Origin of the sequence: Oxynema aestuarii AP17, assembly GCF_012295525.1 — a bacterium.
Classification (GTDB): Bacteria; Cyanobacteriota; Cyanobacteriia; order Cyanobacteriales; family Laspinemataceae; genus Oxynema; species Oxynema aestuarii.
On the sequence record NZ_CP051167.1, the window covers coordinates 5094802 to 5112648 of the forward strand.

14 protein-coding genes are annotated in these 17847 nt (G+C 50.3%); 4 read left to right on the forward strand and 10 right to left on the reverse strand.

Annotated features, from left to right (window positions below; all coding sequences use genetic code 11):
• The first annotated feature begins 213 nt into the window (after positions 1-213).
• Together HCG48_RS20350 and HCG48_RS20355 are read left to right on the forward strand one after the other, a co-directional pair.
• Positions 214-1683: a DUF3370 domain-containing protein gene (locus HCG48_RS20350; protein ID WP_168570800.1), complete on the forward strand. Its 1470-nt coding sequence runs from the start codon at positions 214-216 to the stop codon at positions 1681-1683.
• Between the two features lie 102 nt (positions 1684-1785).
• Positions 1786-2310 (forward strand): DUF1499 domain-containing protein, encoded by a 525-nt coding sequence (locus tag HCG48_RS20355; RefSeq protein ID WP_168570801.1) that lies wholly within the window; start codon positions 1786-1788, stop codon positions 2308-2310.
• Positions 2311-2571: 261 nt separating this feature from the next.
• Here HCG48_RS20355 and psbA read toward each other — a convergent pair whose 3' ends face one another.
• The gene (gene psbA / locus HCG48_RS20360) at positions 2572-3654 is read right to left on the reverse strand and encodes a photosystem II reaction center subunit D1 (RefSeq protein WP_168568072.1); all 1083 of its coding nucleotides are present in this window, start codon (positions 3652-3654) and stop codon (positions 2572-2574) included.
• 232 nt (positions 3655-3886) lie between these two features.
• Here psbA and HCG48_RS20365 point away from each other — a divergent pair, with 232 nt between their 5' ends.
• Together HCG48_RS20365 and HCG48_RS20370 are read left to right on the forward strand one after the other, a co-directional pair.
• Positions 3887-5620, forward strand: coding sequence for a cation:proton antiporter (locus HCG48_RS20365; RefSeq protein WP_168570802.1), 1734 nt, complete (start codon positions 3887-3889; stop codon positions 5618-5620).
• Between the two features lie 105 nt (positions 5621-5725).
• Complete coding sequence (locus tag HCG48_RS20370; protein WP_168570803.1) at positions 5726-6412, forward strand: response regulator transcription factor; 687 nt, start codon at positions 5726-5728, stop codon at positions 6410-6412.
• Between the two features lie 179 nt (positions 6413-6591).
• Here HCG48_RS20370 and HCG48_RS20375 read toward each other — a convergent pair whose 3' ends face one another.
• The 9 genes from HCG48_RS20375 to HCG48_RS20415 form a co-directional block, all read right to left on the reverse strand.
• Complete coding sequence (locus tag HCG48_RS20375) at positions 6592-7380, reverse strand: peptidylprolyl isomerase (RefSeq protein WP_246259666.1); 789 nt, start codon at positions 7378-7380, stop codon at positions 6592-6594.
• Positions 7381-7528: 148 nt separating this feature from the next.
• Positions 7529-8923, reverse strand: a complete 1395-nt coding sequence (locus HCG48_RS20380) for a calcium-binding protein (protein ID WP_168570804.1) — start codon at positions 8921-8923, stop codon at positions 7529-7531.
• A 413-nt stretch (positions 8924-9336) separates the two neighbouring features.
• Positions 9337-9576 (reverse strand): hypothetical protein, encoded by a 240-nt coding sequence (locus HCG48_RS20385; RefSeq protein ID WP_168570805.1) that lies wholly within the window; start codon positions 9574-9576, stop codon positions 9337-9339.
• Between the two features lie 214 nt (positions 9577-9790).
• Positions 9791-10048, reverse strand: coding sequence for a hypothetical protein (locus HCG48_RS20390; protein WP_168570806.1), 258 nt, complete (start codon positions 10046-10048; stop codon positions 9791-9793).
• A 161-nt stretch (positions 10049-10209) separates the two neighbouring features.
• Entirely contained in the window at positions 10210-10473 is a 264-nt protein-coding gene (locus tag HCG48_RS20395; RefSeq protein ID WP_168570807.1) for a hypothetical protein, read from the reverse strand.
• A 452-nt stretch (positions 10474-10925) separates the two neighbouring features.
• The gene (locus HCG48_RS26230; protein ID WP_168570808.1) at positions 10926-11339 is read right to left on the reverse strand and encodes a HetP family heterocyst commitment protein; all 414 of its coding nucleotides are present in this window, start codon (positions 11337-11339) and stop codon (positions 10926-10928) included.
• Between the two features lie 49 nt (positions 11340-11388).
• The gene (locus tag HCG48_RS20405; protein WP_168570809.1) at positions 11389-13212 is read right to left on the reverse strand and encodes a beta-barrel domain-containing protein; all 1824 of its coding nucleotides are present in this window, start codon (positions 13210-13212) and stop codon (positions 11389-11391) included.
• A 347-nt stretch (positions 13213-13559) separates the two neighbouring features.
• Entirely contained in the window at positions 13560-16583 is a 3024-nt protein-coding gene (locus tag HCG48_RS20410) for a peptidase domain-containing ABC transporter (protein WP_168570810.1), read from the reverse strand.
• A 675-nt stretch (positions 16584-17258) separates the two neighbouring features.
• Positions 17259-17795, reverse strand: a complete 537-nt coding sequence (locus HCG48_RS20415; protein WP_168570811.1) for a tetratricopeptide repeat protein — start codon at positions 17793-17795, stop codon at positions 17259-17261.
• Positions 17796-17847 lie beyond the last annotated feature (52 nt).

Below are 17847 nucleotides of genomic sequence, written 5' to 3' on the forward strand. Positions count from 1 at the left end.
GGGGTTAACGTCTATTCTCTGATTGTTCTCTCTTATTGTTTAAACCGATCGATCGCTCCTACAGACGATCGCCCGTCTTGAAAATGCGATCGAACATTTCCAACCCTATTGAGGCAAGAAAAGCGGCGAAGGGAAAATCACTCCACCGTTCCAATCGTGAAACTTATGTCAGAATAAAACTAAATTCTTCCGATCCTACGACGAGTTACCTTTATGGCCGTTCCGAACCAGAAAGTTATCCCGATCTTTTGGCTATCTTTTCTCGCCGTCGCTACGTTCGGCACGGTCGGGATTTGGGCCGTCCAAAACCCATCGAGGGGTTTAAATCCTTTTTCAAGTTCCAGCCAGCCTCCAGAGAGTCGCGATTCCGGTCAAACCCTTGCTCAGAAGGAACCAGAGGTCATCGTCAGATCGCATCCGGTGCGATCGCTCCCCGGTGAACTCGACAAGATCCCGATGTTTAATAGTAACAGTCCGGAATGGGTTAAAAAAGAGGGAATTTTACTCTCGACTTTTCCGCCGACTGGGAAGCAAGTAAAAGAGGCCCATCTTAATTTTCCATTTGAGGGAAAATTCGAGTTTTTTGCCCACCATTTTACTCATACTCCGCCGAACTTACAGACACTTTATCTCGGGGCGATCGTTCACAATCCCGGAAGCGAACCCGTCACCTTAGAAATCGATCGCGCCGCCAGCTATTTAATGGACCCGGAAGCGCCTTTTCAACAAAAACCACCGATGAGTGAAAATCCCGACGCCCAAGTTTATTCCGGTCCGGGAATTCGGGCGGTCGATAATGTTTTGCGTGGGGTCAGACAGCCCGATTTTCCCGCCCAAGTGGTGGTTCCTCCCGGCGAAAGTCGGCTGTTAATGAATCATCCGATTCCAGTCAAAGGGTTAGAAAAACCGATTAACGGTCGCTCGACGTTTATGGAGTTAAAGAGTAACGGTAAAGTATACTTAGCAACTTTGGCGATGTATGCTAAACAAAGTGCTGATGGGGGCGATCGGGCGCCGACCTTAGCGGAATGGCAACAACTCCTCGATACGGGCGGCGTCGCCCAACCCCGCGACAAAACCCCCAGTCCGCCGGACCAAGTGGGCGGTCAGTTAATTTACAGTCGCGTCGCCGGGGTGCAGCAAGGATCGAAATGGCAGGGGCGATTAGTGGATGAAGGCAGCGAATTTCTCACGTTGTCTCAATCGGAAGAGGGAGTTTCCTACGTTTTGAGTACGGTTCGGGCCGGAACCTTGGGAACCGGACAAGTGCAAGCGGCGAAATTATTGGTTCGCTATCCCGATACCGCCTACGAATCCCACGGCAATTACGGGGTGCATTATGATTTGACCGTCCCGATTCGCAATGGGAGCGATCGCCGGCAAACGGTAGCGATAACCTTAGAAACACCGCAAAAAGAGGAAAAATTATCGCAAAATGGTTTGATTTTCCGCCAGCCTCCTTGGGATTTCCCCTTTTTCCGAGGAACCGTCCGCCTGAGATCCGCCGACCGCGAGGGCCGGGAAATAACGCGCTACGTGCATTTGTGGCACCGACGCGGACAAATTCTCGATCCGTTGGTTACTCTAGATCTGCAACCAAACGAAGTGCGATCGCTCCGTCTCGACTTCCGCTATCCTCCCGACGCCACCCCACCCCAAGTCCTCACGGTGAGGATGTTGTAATCCCGTTGGCGATGAGGCGATCGAAAAACAACTCGCTCCCAATTGAGCCACGGGGATAGCTTTCCCGGTAGAATAACTGGTGTATTCTCAACCGATCTGGCCATGCGGCAACCTTCCTCATTGAAGGCGATCGCGATCGTCCTTTCTCTGGTATTATCTTCTCTCGTTTTTTTGACCCCCACTCCCCCAGTTCTTGCTGATACCGCTTTTCAACCCATGTTTATCGCCAGCATCTTCTCATTCTCCGGCAAACGCCCCACCAACTTAGGGGTAAAAGACGGCAAACTCGGAACCTGTCCGAGTTCTCCCAACTGCGTTTCTAGCAATAGCAGCGACGAACAGCATAAAATCGAACCCTTAACCTACCAAGGGGATGGCAAAGCAGCGTTTGAAAAACTCAAAAGCATCATCGCTTCCATCGAAAGCGCCAAAATGATTCAAGCGGAAACCCATTATCTCTATGCTGAATTCACCAGCAAACTCATGGGGTTTGTCGATGATGTCGAATTCTACTTAGACGAAAATGCCGGAATCATCCAGGTGCGATCGGCCTCCCGTTTAGGTCAATCCGACCTCGGCGTCAATCGCAAACGCATCGAAGACATCCGCACCAAATTCAACGCTTAACCCTCAATCTTTCCCTGAAATTCGGTTAAGCAATTGCCATGCTAACCAATTTCACTCCCCAAAAACAAAGCACTTTCAAAACATTTCCAATCCGTAGGGACACGGCACTGCCGTGTCCTTCTTTATGTCCTTCTTTATCCCATTCGTACTCGCTTAATTCATTCTATTCATTTTGGGTTAAAATTAACACGAATCCCCAATAAAAAAGCGCCCCCTTTCGAGGACGCTTTTTGTTTAGCTTTTCAGCTTAGCTAAAAAGAATTAGCCGTTGATTTGAGGAGCCGTCAAAGCAACCGGAGTGGCATCGGTGCTCGCCAAATCTAAGGGGAAGTTGTGAGCGTTGCGCTCGTGCATGACTTCCATACCCAAGTTGGCACGGTTGATGACATCAGCCCAGGTACCAATCGCGCGACCTTGAGAGTCAACAATCGACTGGTTGAAGTTGAAGCCATTGAGGTTGAACGCCATCGTGGAAATACCCAGAGCGGTAAACCAGATGCCAACCACGGGCCAAGCCGCTAAGAAGAAGTGGAGAGAGCGGCTGTTGTTGAACGAGGCATATTGGAAGATCAAACGACCGAAGTAGCCGTGAGCGGCAACGATGTTGTAGGTTTCTTCCTCTTGACCGAATTTGTAACCGTAGTTTTGAGACTCGGTTTCGGTGGTTTCACGAACCAAGGAGCTGGTGACCAAGGAACCGTGCATGGCACTGAACAGCGCACCGCCGAAGACCCCGGCAACACCGAGTTGGTGGAAGGGGTGCATCAAAATGTTGTGTTCGGCTTGGAACACCAACATGAAGTTGAAGGTGCCACTGATGCCCAAGGGCATTCCGTCGGAGAAGCTGCCTTGACCCAAAGGATAGATCAAGAACACGGCGGTAGCGGCGGCGACGGGAGCGCTGTAAGCGACGCAGATCCAAGGACGCATCCCCAGACGGTAGCTCAGTTCCCATTCGCGGCCCATGTAGCAGAACACGCCGATCAGGAAGTGGAAGATCACTAACTGATAGGGGCCGCCGTTGTAGAGCCATTCATCCAAGCTCGCCGCTTCCCAAATCGGGTAGAAGTGCAACCCGATCGCGTTGGAAGAAGGAACCACAGCACCGGAGATGATGTTGTTCCCGTAGAGCAAGGACCCGGCAACGGGTTCGCGGATCCCGTCGATGTCAACCGGAGGAGCCGCGATGAAGGCAATGATGAAGCAGGTCGTGGCGGTCAAGAGGGTGGGGATCATCAACACGCCGAACCAGCCGATGTAAAGGCGGTTTTCGGTGCTGGCAACCCACTCGCAGAACCGATCCCACAGGGAGGCGCTTTCGCGCTGCTGTAAGGTAGTCGTCATGTGTTTATGAGTGCTATTTGGTTTTCAAGGTGGTTTGTATGATGGTTCCCATCTTAACGACTTTGTTAAGCTTTGTAAAGGGTTTTAACAAAAATATTTATTAATCATTAATATAAGTTTCTCTTATAATGGCGGGGACGAGTCGGCGACGAACGGCGATCGCCCCGTTTTCTCATCTTCTTTAGCTACAAACGCTTTAACTGTGAGTTGTTCACCTCTGCTTTAAATTGACATGGCCGCCGAACATCATTTCATTCTCGACCTGACGACTGTTTTGGGCGCGTCTGCCCTCGGAGGCTACACCAGCAAGCGTCTCGGACAACCTATACTGCTCGGTTATCTCGTCAGTGGTCTAGTTGTCGGGCCATTTGGGTTCAAATTATTGAGCGATACCGCCCAAATCAAAGCCTTGGCCGAAATTGGTGTCGCGTTCCTCTTATTCGCCCTCGGGGTTGAATTTTCCCTGACCGAACTCAAACGGGTCAAAGACATTGCCCTCAAAGGGAGCTTGTTGCAAATTGGCCTCACCATCGGCTTGGTCGCCCTCCTCGCAACCGGAGTCGGTTGGGTAGAAAACTTCACTCAAGGTATCTTTCTCGGGGCAATTCTCTCACTCTCATCGACGGCGGTAGTTCTCAAATCTTTGACCGAACGGGGGGAAACCAATACCCTTCACGGTCAAGTGATGTTAGCGATTTTAATCGCCCAGGATCTCGCCCTGGGGCTGATGTTGGCGATTTTACCCGCCCTCAACGAACCTGCCAATCTGACTGGCGCCCTGATCGCTGCCGTTCTTAAAGGTCTGCTCTTTTTAGTGGCAGCATTTGCGGCAGGTCGCTGGCTGGTACCCCCTTTAATTAAAACTGTTGCCAATACCGAAAGTAGCGAATTATTTCTGTTGACGACGATCGCCTTATGTTTGGGCGTCGCTTTGGTGACGGCGGCGCTGGGTTTATCGGTAGAAATGGGGGCTTTTGTCGCCGGATTGATGATGTCAGAAATTGATTATGCGGATCAAGCCCTGGCTAAAATTTTGCCCCTACGGGATACATTTGCGAGTTTATTTTTTGCCTCGATCGGGATGTTGATCGACCCGGTCGTTTTAGCGAATAATTGGCATACAATTTTCAGTTTAGTCATAGTCGTGATGCTCGGCAAGGCGATCGTGATTTTACCAATTGTTTTAAAATTCGGTTATTCTTTTAAAACGGCGATGACGGTAAGTTTAGGATTGAACCAAATTGGGGAATTTTCCTTTGTTTTAGCTTTAGTTGCTTTAGAGGAACAATTTATCGATCGCGAACAGTATTTGTTACTGTTAGGCATTACGGCAATTACTTTAGTCCTCACTCCATTTTTTCTAAAATGGTCTCCTGTTTTGGCCGATCGCGTGGCCGAACTTCCCTTGTTAGAAGCATACTTACGACAGTTTCGCAATGTCAAATCCCTTTCTATTCCCGATACGATTAACAATCACGTCGTCGTGGCAGGATACGGACGAGTCGGCCAAGTGTTGGTCAATATTCTGCACGATCGCGGCCACAAAATTTTAGTCATTGAAAATAGCGAAGCTGCCATTCAACGGCTGAGAATGAATCAGATTCCCTATATTTTTGGGGATGGAGATTCGGAATTAGTTTTGGAAAAAGCCCATTTAGAAAAAGCTAAAGCCTTGGCGATCGCCCTTCCCGATCCCGCTTCGACGCGCTTGTTGCTCAAACGGGCCTTGGCGATCGCCCCTCACCTCGATGTCGTCGCTCGCTGTCATTACAACAACGAAATCGACCTGCTCTCCCATCTCGGCGCCCGCGAAGTCGTTCAGCCGGAATTTGAAGCCGCCCTAGAAATGGGATCGCACTTATTAATTACTTTGGGAGAAACAAAAGTGAGTATTGAATCGGTAATGCGTTTAATTCGGGAAAATCGTTATTTGAGTGTTCGGATGGAAGAACTCAAACGATCCTAAAATTGAGGGGAGTCAGCCGCAGCGAACGGTCACGCCCCTATCGCTTAAATCCCGTACAGTTCGCTAGAGTGAAGAAAACAAAACCAGGAAAAAGGGTCAGGGAAAATGTCAGCACAGTTATTATTGGTCGATGACGAACCGGGTTTGCGCGAAGCGGTGCAAGCTTATCTCGAAGATGAAGGATTTCAGGTAGAGGTCGCCAGCAATGCCGAACAGGGTTGGGAACTTTTGCAGCAGAAACTGCCGGAATTGGTCATTACCGATATCATGATGCCTCATGTCGATGGTTACGAGTTTCTCAAGCAACTGCGCGAAGATCCTCGATTTAAAGCGCTTCCCGTCGTCTTTTTAACCGCGCGCGGGATGACGGGCGATCGCATTCAAGGCTATCAAGCGGGGTGCGATGCCTACTTGTCGAAACCGTTCGACCCCGATGAATTGGTGGCCATCGTTAAAAACTTGCTCGACCGTCGCGCCGCCCAAAGCCCGGAAACCGGGGAAACCCCGGATATTGCCTCGTTAGCGCGCGAAATTGGCGAAATTAAGTCCCTGCTGACCGGGCGCAGCGCGATCGCCCAAACACCGCCACCGATTAAGGTCGATCTAACCCCGAGAGAGCAAAGTGTTTTGGATTTAGTCGCCCAAGGTTTGATGAATAAAGAAATCGCTAAAACTTTAGAAACTAGCGTGCGCAATGTCGAAAAATACGTCAGTCGTTTGTTTAGTAAAACGGGAACGAATAGTCGAACGGAGTTAGTTCGTTATGCCTTAGAACACGGGCTGACGAAATAAAAATATAAAAGATTGCGGCGATCGCCTTCCCCAGCACGTTTATTCAAAGGCTATTTCAAAATCATTCCCGATCGCTATAAATGCTATCAAAAATCAAAAACGAGATAGTAGGTATCGATCCTCAGTCGATCGACGAAAAGAGGTAACTCTTAAAGTTGCCCTTCTTGCAGTTCTATCTCTTACGTTTGGCTAGATTCAGATTGCATTTCTTCAGTTTGCAACTGATAGGTTAATTCGTGCAGTAGCCATTGTTGAAACAGGCGATCGCGTAATTCCCGGCGCACTTGCGGAGTCAATTCAGCAGGAATAGACGCTTCCACTAACAGCAAATGATACCCCCGTTCGGTATGCACCGGACCGAGAACTTCGCCGATGCGAGCGCCAAATACTGCCGACGCCAGAACGGGGGGCAAACTCGACCGGGTAACTTCTCCTTCAAAACCACAATAAAGCCGTCGTCGTTCGTCGAGATCGTACAAGTGTGCGGCTTGATAAAAACTGATTTCTTGTTCGTCAATTTGATAAAATAATTCGCGAGCAATTTTTTCGTAAGGAACGATAATTTGATAGAGTAAAACGCGATCGAATTGCGTTCGATTTTCGGTGAAAATTCTTTCGAGATCGTCGTCGAATAAAGCATGGGCTAATTTTTCTGCTAAAATCCGATCGCGGATCCCCCGTTCCCAATCTTCAATGGAAATCCCGCGATCGCGCAACCATGCTAGTGTATCCGATGCTTTTTCCAGTCGATGTTGCAACCGAAATTCATCAGCTCGTGCTTGAATTTCTGCATCGCCGACCTCTAGCGATCGCTCCCGTGCTACCCGGTCAATAATTTTTTGAAACAAAATCCCCTGCATGACTTCCTGAAAACGCATTTCTTTTTTCAGGAAGTCAATAATATCGTTGGGGATAATCGCTCGTTCTAAAACATTCACCTTAGCAACAGTTAGCGTATAAATTTGCACTCCGATCCGAAGAAAAATTGATACCCGTAAGGCGATCGAAACCTAGACTTTGTTGACATTAAAACTTACAAGTATCTGAGAACCCCCGTTGGCCCATTGAGGATAGCTCGATCGCCGATTTCATCCTTCAATAAAAGGCGATCGTCTATTAACCTTTGGCTAGAATATCGTCGCTGACGACGACAAAATCGTCTAAGCTTAGGGTGGTATTCCCAAAAGCATCGACCGTTCCCAACACCACTCCTAAAATAGCTTCTCCACCACCACTCGATCCGATTTTAACGACCGTCGAATCTGTCGCCCCATCGCCGTTAAAATCGACAGATTCCAAAACAATATTTTCGAGAGAGACACCATTATCTATCCCTATTTTATCAAAATCGTCGGCATTGAAATCAAGAATTACATCGGCTAAAGCGAGACTCTCCGATGCCGTTACCGTTCTCAACACGAACCAATCGGCGCCGCTTCCGCCAATCAGGGTATCGGTTCCATAATCGCCGATGAGAATATCGTCACCATTGTTACCTAACAAAAGATCGTCACCTTGTCCGCCGCGAACGATATCGTCACCTTCGCCTCCGGTAACCGTATCGTTGCCTTTATTACCATTGAGAATATCGTTCCCAATACTTCCCGTGATGGCGTCGTTTCCTTCCATCGCCCGCATGTAGTCGTCATCGGCGCTTCCTAAAATATTGTCGTCACTCGCCGTCCCCAAAGGGCTTCCGGGTTCTAGCACGTCTGGGGGCAGCTCGATCGGATCGATCTCGACGATGGGGGGTGGCGGTGAGATCGGTGGTGGCGGTGAGATCGGCGGTGGCGGTTCGGCGTTTGTGGTGGCGGCGATCGCGATCGGGGTCTCACTTTCGCTCGGAGGCGGTGGCGGTTCTGACGTGCTGTTAGTAGCACTGGCGATCGGGGTTTCTGTTGCCGAGGCGATCGCCGTCGCCGAGGTGCCGCTTTCCGTTTCTGTGGGCGTAAATACGCTTACAGTCTCCGTTTGCGCCTCTCCCGTCGTCGCGGTGACCGTCGCTTCGCTGCTAATTATCGTTCCCGTAGAATCGGCAACTGCCGTGCTACTGGCAGAGACTTCGGTAACGTTCGTTGCGGGTGTACTGCCCGTGTCGAGGTCATTTTCTTCCCTGACGGGATTGAGGTCGGTGGGGCTGTCGGAAATAGCAGGTTCCTCGATAGGAGCTTCCGAGACTGAGGGTTCCGGGACTTCAGCCGATGCCGTCGCCGTCGGAGGCGCCTCGCTGGTAACGGTTGCCGTCGCCGCACTATTGCTCGCTGTTGCTTCGGGAGAGAAAGCGGACTCACTCTCACTTACAGTGTCTCCAGTGGGGGACGTGGCGATCGCTTCGCTGCTGCTTCCGGCCCCCGTTTCATCTACAAAGGCCGTACTCGTGGCAGACGCACTGCTGCTGGGACTGTCGGGATCGAACTCCGCTAAAGAATCGTCTCCTGGGATGTCTTCCCACGCTTCAACTATCGCCGAGTCGGGATCGGCGATCGCAATCAATTCTTCTAATTCTGGCATGGCGATCGAACTCCTGTATATAGCGTTGACAACCTCGTTTTCCTCGTTTTCTTCGTTAATTTTGTTGTCGGTTGACTGTTTCACTAGGTCGGGAGATCGAGGGGCGATCGCGCTAATTCACGGATAAAATTTTTTGTAAAATTAGTTGAAATTAGGCGATCGCCCTTGGGTTTCCACTTCCATCAGTCGCCAAGATTACCAGGTTTTTACCACTCGAAATAAGACAAATCTTTCTGACGCGATCGCGCCAGATTTAGTTATAAATTTTTCGAGGAAATAGAGGTTAAAGTGAACTTCAAAAATGAGAAGACTATTAAATGATGTCAATTGGCGATCGGAGAAAAGCGGAGCTGCAGCCCCTTTTTGGGAGAGAAAGTTACATGAATTTGCAAAATCCGAACCCCTTTGCGTCCTTACCGGAGTGAAAATGAAGGAATATCCGGCAAATTAACAGCCACAGAAATACCTACCCCACTACTGAACGAGACCGAAGCTCCATAGGGCAAAGAAACTGCAAAAGCCCCGGTTTCCAGAACCACTTTTGTAAACTCACCGATCGCCAATCCAGAAATGGTAATTTCTGTGATGGCTCCTCCTTGAAGATCGTCGTTTAAATGGGCAAGTTCACAGTAACTCAAATCAGAAACAATCATAGTCGATCTTCTCCTCGATCTAGATAAGTTTTACGGTTATTTGAATTCAGACAATAATTGTGGTAAGAATGGCGGGCAAGACGCCCGCCCGACCAACTTTTCTCTTACTTCACTAGAAAAATACCCTCCTCCCCCCTTTCAAAAAGGAGGATATGTTATAGAAGCAAGATCTCCAAATAAAGGAGTTGACTGCCGATACTTCCGATTTTATTGACTAGCTAATCGCTAAGCTGTATGCTGAAGCGCCAATGCTACCGCCCAGAACGAGACCTCCAGCTTGAGCCCCGGTAATACCATAGGAAACATAGCTGAAGAAATTATCGATACGACCAGCTTCTGAAAAAGTACCCATTTCGACCTGGACTAAGACGCCAATACCTGCAGCAGTGGCTTCACTTAAAGCGAATCCAGCACCGTCGAGGCGATCGGTATTGTTAATAACTTCGAGATGATTGAGATCGGTAAGTTTCATTGGATTGCTCCTCAATGATTGGTAAAAAGTTTGTCAAAATACGGAAAAAATAAGACTTGAAATCACCGATTGAGATCGGATAATTCGGTGCTGCTCGTGGAGTACGACCCAATAGGTGGGGAGAGTTCAACTTCGTCAGCTCCCCCATTACCAAACTAGGATTAAGCGTATGCCATACTAGAGCTAGAACCAATAACCGATCCATACAGTGCTAAACCACTCACGTAACCGCTCGTGCGTGCAGAGCTGCTGTAATAACCGTACCACAAGTCAAAACTTTCATTCGCTTCAGCCGTAGTTCCAGTCATAACGCTAGCTAGCAACCCGCCTGCCAAAACATAGGTGGAACTAGATGCATCAGCCGCTCCGGTCACTTGATTGGCTTCGCTAACTTCTTCCAAATAGTTGAGTTCTGAAACGATCATTTTTTTGTCCTCATTTGGATAGCTTTACTGCTGAAGCATTGCTCTCTTTATTTTGCGTAAAGGGGATTGATGCTTACAGTAATGTCCTCTTTTATTCGAGATAACTTATCTTAGAAAAGATTTGAGGATTTGTGTTGCCATTTTGGCAGATTTTCTCTAATAAATACAAATTTATGAAGTTGGACAAATTGCTTATAAAAAGCTATTTTATTATATAAAAATAGCCATGAAAAGCGTTAGAAAAATACCTCATGGCGGGTATATTTCATACAGAGAAAAATTTATGAGAGTCAATGCTTCAAAGAGGCTTTGAAGGGTGACACCGATCGCCCCTCCCTACAGCAATATTTAGGAAGAAGCGATCGCGACTGCTGTATCCAAAGTTCTTACAAGTTTTGACGAAAAATAGCAATTCTCATTCCCGGTGAGAATTGCTATAGTGTGGAGTTTAATTAAAACTTTCTGGAGAAGAAATCGCAAAAGTCGATTGTCGAATGAACATCGAAGTAGCTGCCTTTACCTTCAACTTTATTTCCCCGATCGCGCACGACTTCGAGATAGGTTAAATCCTTAAGATTCTTGTTAGGGCGTGCAGACTTCTCGGAAACTTCCTCTTCTTCGCGATCGCTATGATTCAGGCGATGACCGCTTGCTTGAATGCCTAATTCGTTCTCTTTGACTAAGCGGTTGTAAGTTCGGTAAGGAATGTAGTGCAACGGGTTGTAACCGCCAAAGCGTAAAATCAAAACGCAGGCCCAAGAATAGCGACCTGCTAAAATAGCTTCGACAACGCATTCAAACTGATCTACAGTCATAACTTTATCGAGCTTTTTATGAGAAGAATAGGAAAAGTTATTGAAACTCATTGTTAAAACTCCTGATTGTTGCTATCGAAAAATAAAGAAATTAAAACAATTAAAAGGTGATGCCACTTTCTTTGATTTTACGGATCGGATCGAGTAAGACGTCGGCGATCTTGCGTTCCCGAATTACAATTTCGGCGATCGCCGTCTGACCGGGTTTGAAATGAATCGTTTTCCCTTCATGTTCGATCGCCGTTTTCGCCAAAGAAACATCGACACGGTAAATTTTTCCGAGTTCGCGATCTTCTTGGCTATCGGGAGCAATATATGTCACCGTCCCGGGAATAATGCCGTAAGTTTGATAGGGATAGGCGTCAAATTTCACCTGTACCGCCATTCCTTTCTTAACAAATCCCGCTTCGCGTTCGGGTAAGTGCGCTGATAAAATAAGCGGCAATTGTTCGGGGGCGATCGTTGCGATTTCCTGTCCGGGTTCGACGACTTCGCCGGGACGATCCATCGCTAAAGACAAGACAATTCCGGAAACGGGAGCCTTAATAAATTGGCGTGCGAGTTTAGCTTTAGCCGTGTCGAGCAGCTTTTCTGTCTCGCCGATTTTACCTTGAATTTCGGTCAGTTGAAGGGCGAGTTTTTCGAGTTGTTGTCGAGATTCAAGCCGAGCGCGTTCGGCTTCGGCTTCGGTTTGGGCCAATTGGGCTTCGAGTCGTTCGAGTTCGGCGATCGCCTCGCTCAAATTCCCTTCAGTTTCAGCAATTTTCGCCTCACGATCTCGCAAACTTTGTTCGATTTCAAATAACCGATCTTCCGCTAACATTTGCTCGCTTAACTGAGTTTTTAAAATGGCCGTGGCGCGATCGCGCAAATTTTGGGTCGCATCGTCGAGACGGTCGCGGGCGATCGTTTGCTCCGATAACTGCGCTCTGACGATCGCCTCCTCACTCTGGCGCAGAGCTTGTTCCGCTTGAAACAAAAATTCCTGAGAAATCGCCCCTTCTTCCACCAACGGTTCGAGGCGGGCGACCCGAGCCCGTTGGGCTTCGGCTTCCTCTTCCAACTGGGCAATTAAAACTTCCGTCTGACGGGCTAAGGGTTCGAGGCGATCGCGCCGTCGCTCCCACGTCGCGACATCCCCTTCCAACTGCTCCAACAATTGCGTACTGGTCTCCTGCAAAGGTTCGAGGCGATCGCGCCGGATTTCGAGCGCCCTCACTTCAGCGCGCAACTGCTCCAACAATTGCCCCACTGTCGCCACACGACTTTCCGCTTGGGCGATCGCCGCCCGTCCCCCGGCGATCTCGGCTCGGGCGATCGCCTCGCGGGTCTTCGCCTCCAACCCTTGAGAAGCGATTAACTCTCGGGTTTGCCGCTCCTGCAAGCGATACGCCGTCCCTTGCTCTTGCAGTCGCTCGACTTCCAAGCGCGCCATTTCCGGATCCAACTCGACCAACACGGCCCCAGCTCCCACTCGTTCGCCTTCTGCCACCGCCAGACGGGTAACTTTCCCCATTTCTGCCGGATGAATTTTATACACTTGCCCTTGAGGCACGAGGGAACCGGGGGCGCGCCCGACTTCCTCGACGGTTCCCACGGCGGCCCAAGTCAAAAATATCGCACAAAAAATAAGGCTGCCTGCGAGCCAGTAGCGGGTCAACCCGGCGGCGGGTTGGTCGAGCAAGTGCTGCACGGCGCCGGACCAGTCGGCCCGATCGCCTGCAGTCTCCGGGAACGCGGGCGCCGGGGTCTCTTGCTCCTCCCAGATTGGGGAGGGCGATCGCGCCGACGGTGAAATCGCAACCCCTCCGACGATCTGGCTCGCTTCTCTCTCGATGTTGTCTGGCGACCTCACGACGAACTCGCCGCCGCCGGGGGGGTCGATGCCAGTTGTTCGGGGGATGGGGGAGTTCGCATTCATCATTAGAGCGATCCTCAACGTATATATTTAATGGCTCCACTTCACTACAACCTCTCGCTCTTCCTAGCACGATCGCGGCGCCGTTGGAGTTATTCGTAAAGGAATACCGATTGATTGAAGTACTGATTTTCGATCGCCGACAGCATCCGTAAATATACTAGGATACGATCGGCGATAACTCTGCCAAAATGGCAGATTTTGTAGCTATCTTTACAGTTATTTTATAAACAATCGATTTTGAACTGACTTTGTTAAAGATTTATCGAATCAATCACTTGGTGTTTCAGTAGATACACGTAGATTTTACCCAAAAAACGCAATTTCCAATCACGCCCCTCAAATCTGCGCCCTCAAAGATCCAGTTGTTGTTGGGCTAAGTGATAGTACAAACCGCGAGCGGCCATCAGGGTTTCGTGAGTTCCTCGTTCGACGAGGACGCCGCGATCGAGAACCAGAATGCAGTCCGCATGACGGACCGTAGACAGGCGGTGAGCGACAATCAACGTGGTGCGATCGCGGCTGATTCGAGTCAGGTTCTGCTGAAAGCGGCGCTCGGATTCCGTATCTAACGAGCTGGTCGCCTCGTCGAGAATCAAAATCCTCGGATTGCCCAACAACGCCCGGGCGATCGCGATCCGTTGCCGTTGTCCGCCGGAAAGCGACGATCCGCGCTCTCCCACTTTCGTGTAATACCCCAACGGCAGATCTTGAACGAACCCGTGCGCCTCCGCCAATTTCGCCACGGCGATCGCCGCTTCCAGGGTCGCATTCTCCCGATATAGGGTGATATTGTCCAAAATCGTCCCCGAAAATAAAAAACACTCCTGGGGAACCACCCCGATCTGTCGTCGCAACGAAGACGGCGAAACATGTCGGATATCGTGACCGTCGATGACAATCCGCCCGCTACTCGGCTCGTACAACCCTTGCAATAAATTCATCAAAGTCGTTTTCCCCGACCCACTGCGACCCACCACCGCCACAGTCTGACCCGCTTCGATCTCAAAACAAATATTCTCTAAGGTATTGCGCTCTTGGTCGTCGTCGTAGCGGAAGGTGAGCGCTTCGCACTGGACCGTCCCGCGTAAGGTTGGTAGGGCGAGCAATTGCTGTTGGGGGGTTTCTTCCGGTCGCGCCCCAAACACGTCGTCGAGTCGTTCGAGGGAAATCCAGACTTCTTGCAGTTCGTCCCAGAGGTTGACCATCGCCAACACCGGGTTAATCACTTTCCCCAACATCATGTTAAAGGCGACCAACTGACCGATGGAGAGTCGATCGTGAATTACTAAGGTGGCGCCGTACCACAGCAGGACCGTACTGCCGACGGTATTGATAAATCCGCCGACGGATTGTAAAGTGTTGCCCAATTTTTGACCGCGAAATTGGGCGTTGAGAAATTGGGTGAGGTGGTCTTCCCAGCGCCAGCGCAAGTTGACTTCGGAGGCGGTGGCTTTGAGGGTCGCCACGCCGCTCATCATTTCGACGAGGGTGGAGTTTTGTTCGGCAGCGCTGTTGAAAACTTGCCGGGAAACGCGCCGCATGAAGGGGGTGGCGATCGCCGTAAACAGGGCGATCGGCGGAATCATGGCCAGGACTAAAAGGGTTAAATGCCAGTTGTAGTACGCCATTAGCCCCAGGTAAATAAATCCCATGAGGAAATCGAGCCATGCGAGGACGACTTGGCGGATCAGAAAGTGTTGGATTTTTTGGTTTTCTTGAACCCGGGTGATGATGTCGCCGACGCGCCGAGATTCAAAAAATTTGAGGGGCAAACTGAGGGCGTGACGGATAAATCCGGCGATCAGGGTCAGGTCGATCCGGTTGGAAAAGTAATCGAGCAGGTATTGGCGGACGGCGCCGAGGGCGATCGCGCCGACTCCGAACAGCAGTAAGCCGAGGGCGAAGATATTGAGGGCGTTGAGGCTTTTGGTGACGACGACGCGATCGAGGATGATTTGAGTGAATAAGGGGGTAATGACGCCGAAGATTTGCAGCAGCAGGGAGGCGAGGACGATTTGAACGGCGACGGAACGATAGGGCCACAGGACGGCTCCGAATTGAGTTAATGAGGTTTTGCTGCGATCGAGGTCTTGGAGGCGATCGCCCGGATCGAGTAAGAGGGCGTATCCGGTCCAACTGGCGAGAAAGTCCTCCCGCGAGATCGTGCGATTGCCGATCGCCGGATCGCCGATCCAGAGACGATCGCCGCCCACGCGATAGACGACGACGTAGTGCATACCTTCCCAGTGGGCGATCCACGGATGGGCGATCGGTGCCAAGCGACTGAAGGAGGCGCGCACGGGTCGGGCGTGAAATCCAAGCTGTTCGGCGCTTTTGGCTAAGTTTTTCAAGCCGACCCCCGATCGCCCCACTCCGGCTAATTCCCGCAAGGCGTTCAAACTCCAGCGTTTCCCCCAATATTGGCCGATGCTGGCAAGGCAGGCGGCGCCACAGTCGGACGAGGATTGTTGGCGCACGGTCGGATAGCGGGCGAACCAGTCTTGCACGCGACGCTGCAGGGGTTTGGGAAAGGCGATCGCCCCTGGCTCCGGTTCGGATCGGTGCGGCACCTCGCGATCGGTCTCGGACTCGACGGCGACGGGAACGGTGAGGGAAGCGACGGCGGCTCGACCTCCACTCACCGAGGGCGCCTCACCACCGAGACCGACGATCGCCCCCCGTTCCCAGCGTTCTCGCGGCAAGACGTACAACCACAGCTCGCTCGCGGCGATCGCCTCCTCTGGGGAATCGTCGGGATAGCCCCAACTGCTCCCGATCGCTTGCGGGGGTGACAGTTCCCCCCGTCGCAGCCAAAAGCGCCCGCGCCTTGCGGGGGTCAGCTCCCTCAATCTGGCTCCTGCCGCAAGGTGGAGTTCTTGGAGGTGGGGGACGAACCCGGCGAGGTCGTAGCTGGAGTGCGATCGCGTCTCGGGAACGCAGGTTTTGTAAAATATTTGCCGTTGTCGTCGTCGGTTGCGTTCTTGTAAAGCAGTTGCCAGCCCTGGATTGGCGGCGATCCACTCAAGCAGGCGATCGCGTGCGAGGCGGTAAAGGATGCCGTCGCTGGCGGCGATCGCCCGGTAGGGGAGAGGGTCGGGATTGAAATAGTCGTCGGCGCCGAAGAGATCTCCCGCTTGCAGAACTGCAGCGCAGACCGCTCGCTGGCGCTGGCGATCGATGGCGACTATTCGCACTCGTCCTCGTTCCACAACGTATAAATCCGGGTAAATGCACCGTTCTCGACCGTCGTCGTTCGGAGCCACGGTCCATTCGTCCCCGAGTCCGAAGCTCATTTTTTCCGAGCATTGTACGAACCAATCCCGTCCCGAGGCGTCCAGCTCCAGGTCGGATAAAATGCCGATTTGCGTATTCATGGCAATTTTAATGGCAATTTTAATGGCAATTTAAAAATGGCGATCGAAGAGGCGAACTCATTGTCCGGGAAATGGCAATGAGGGAACCAAAACCGCCGAATTTTTCGCGCAATTGGCGGATTGACTGAGATAAATTTAATCTCTTCTTTTGATGAAAATGCCCTAAACTATGGGTTTAAGGTCGTTTTCAGAGGGATTTGGATAAGGTTTAAACGTCAATCTCAAATTGGATGCGATCGCGCGGGGTCAACCGGATTAAAATTGTCTGATTTTGGATTTTTAAAGGGGTTAGGCATGGTTTTTTAAAAGGGTTTTGTTAAAAAAAGTGATGTTATTGCAAGCGACGAGAACATCGTCTCGACGCGATCGCCCTTAGTACCCCCGTCGCCGACTCCAGCGATCGCAGATTCCGTAAAAACACGGCGATCTGGCTTCCTGTCGAGGCGATCGCCTCCACATTTCCCGATCTTAATCAGTAAATGCACCCATAAACTTTGCTGTTAATAAAAATTTAACGCCCAGAAAAGGGGAAGGGGATCGAGCGGCGATCGATCTCTTAAGGTTGGGTAGAGTAATTATAATTAAAAATATAAAAATGATGGCGATCGCCACTCGCTCTTGTAATCTTTCGAGTTTTAGGGCGATCGCCATCATGACCTGTTGTGAGAACCGCCGTTAATTATTTGCGGGAGTGGCGATCCGCTTGCTGAGGGATTTGACTCGTTGTTTGGCCGTGCTATTATTCGGATCGAACTTGAGTGCTTCTTCGTAAGCTTCGATCGCCTGAGCGGTCAGTTTTTTCTTTTCGTAAGCAAAACCGAGATTATTCCAGGCGATCGCGTAGTCGGGATAGAATTTCAACGCTTCTTTATACTGGCGGATCGCCACATCGTATTGTTCGAGTCCGACGTAAGCATATCCCAATGCATTATGAACGAGCGCTTTATTTTCTTCCTCTACTAAGTCTTTACATTTGAGGGCTTTTTGAAACTGTACCGTGGCTTGGGAAAAGAGTTTTTTATCCAGGTAAATACTGCCGAGTTCGTAATACTCTTGGGCAGAGGCTTTCTGTTGACTGACTTTTTGCTGGAGTTGAGACAAGTTTTTTTCGATTTTACGGGTTTTAAACACTTGTCGGATGACAAACCAGCCAACAATGCTCAGTAAGAACAGTAACAGTGAAAGGTAAGTAATGGGAAAATAGCTATCCATAAAGTTGAAAAGATCGATTCAGACTCGCTGCACTCTTTATTATGCAGGGAAG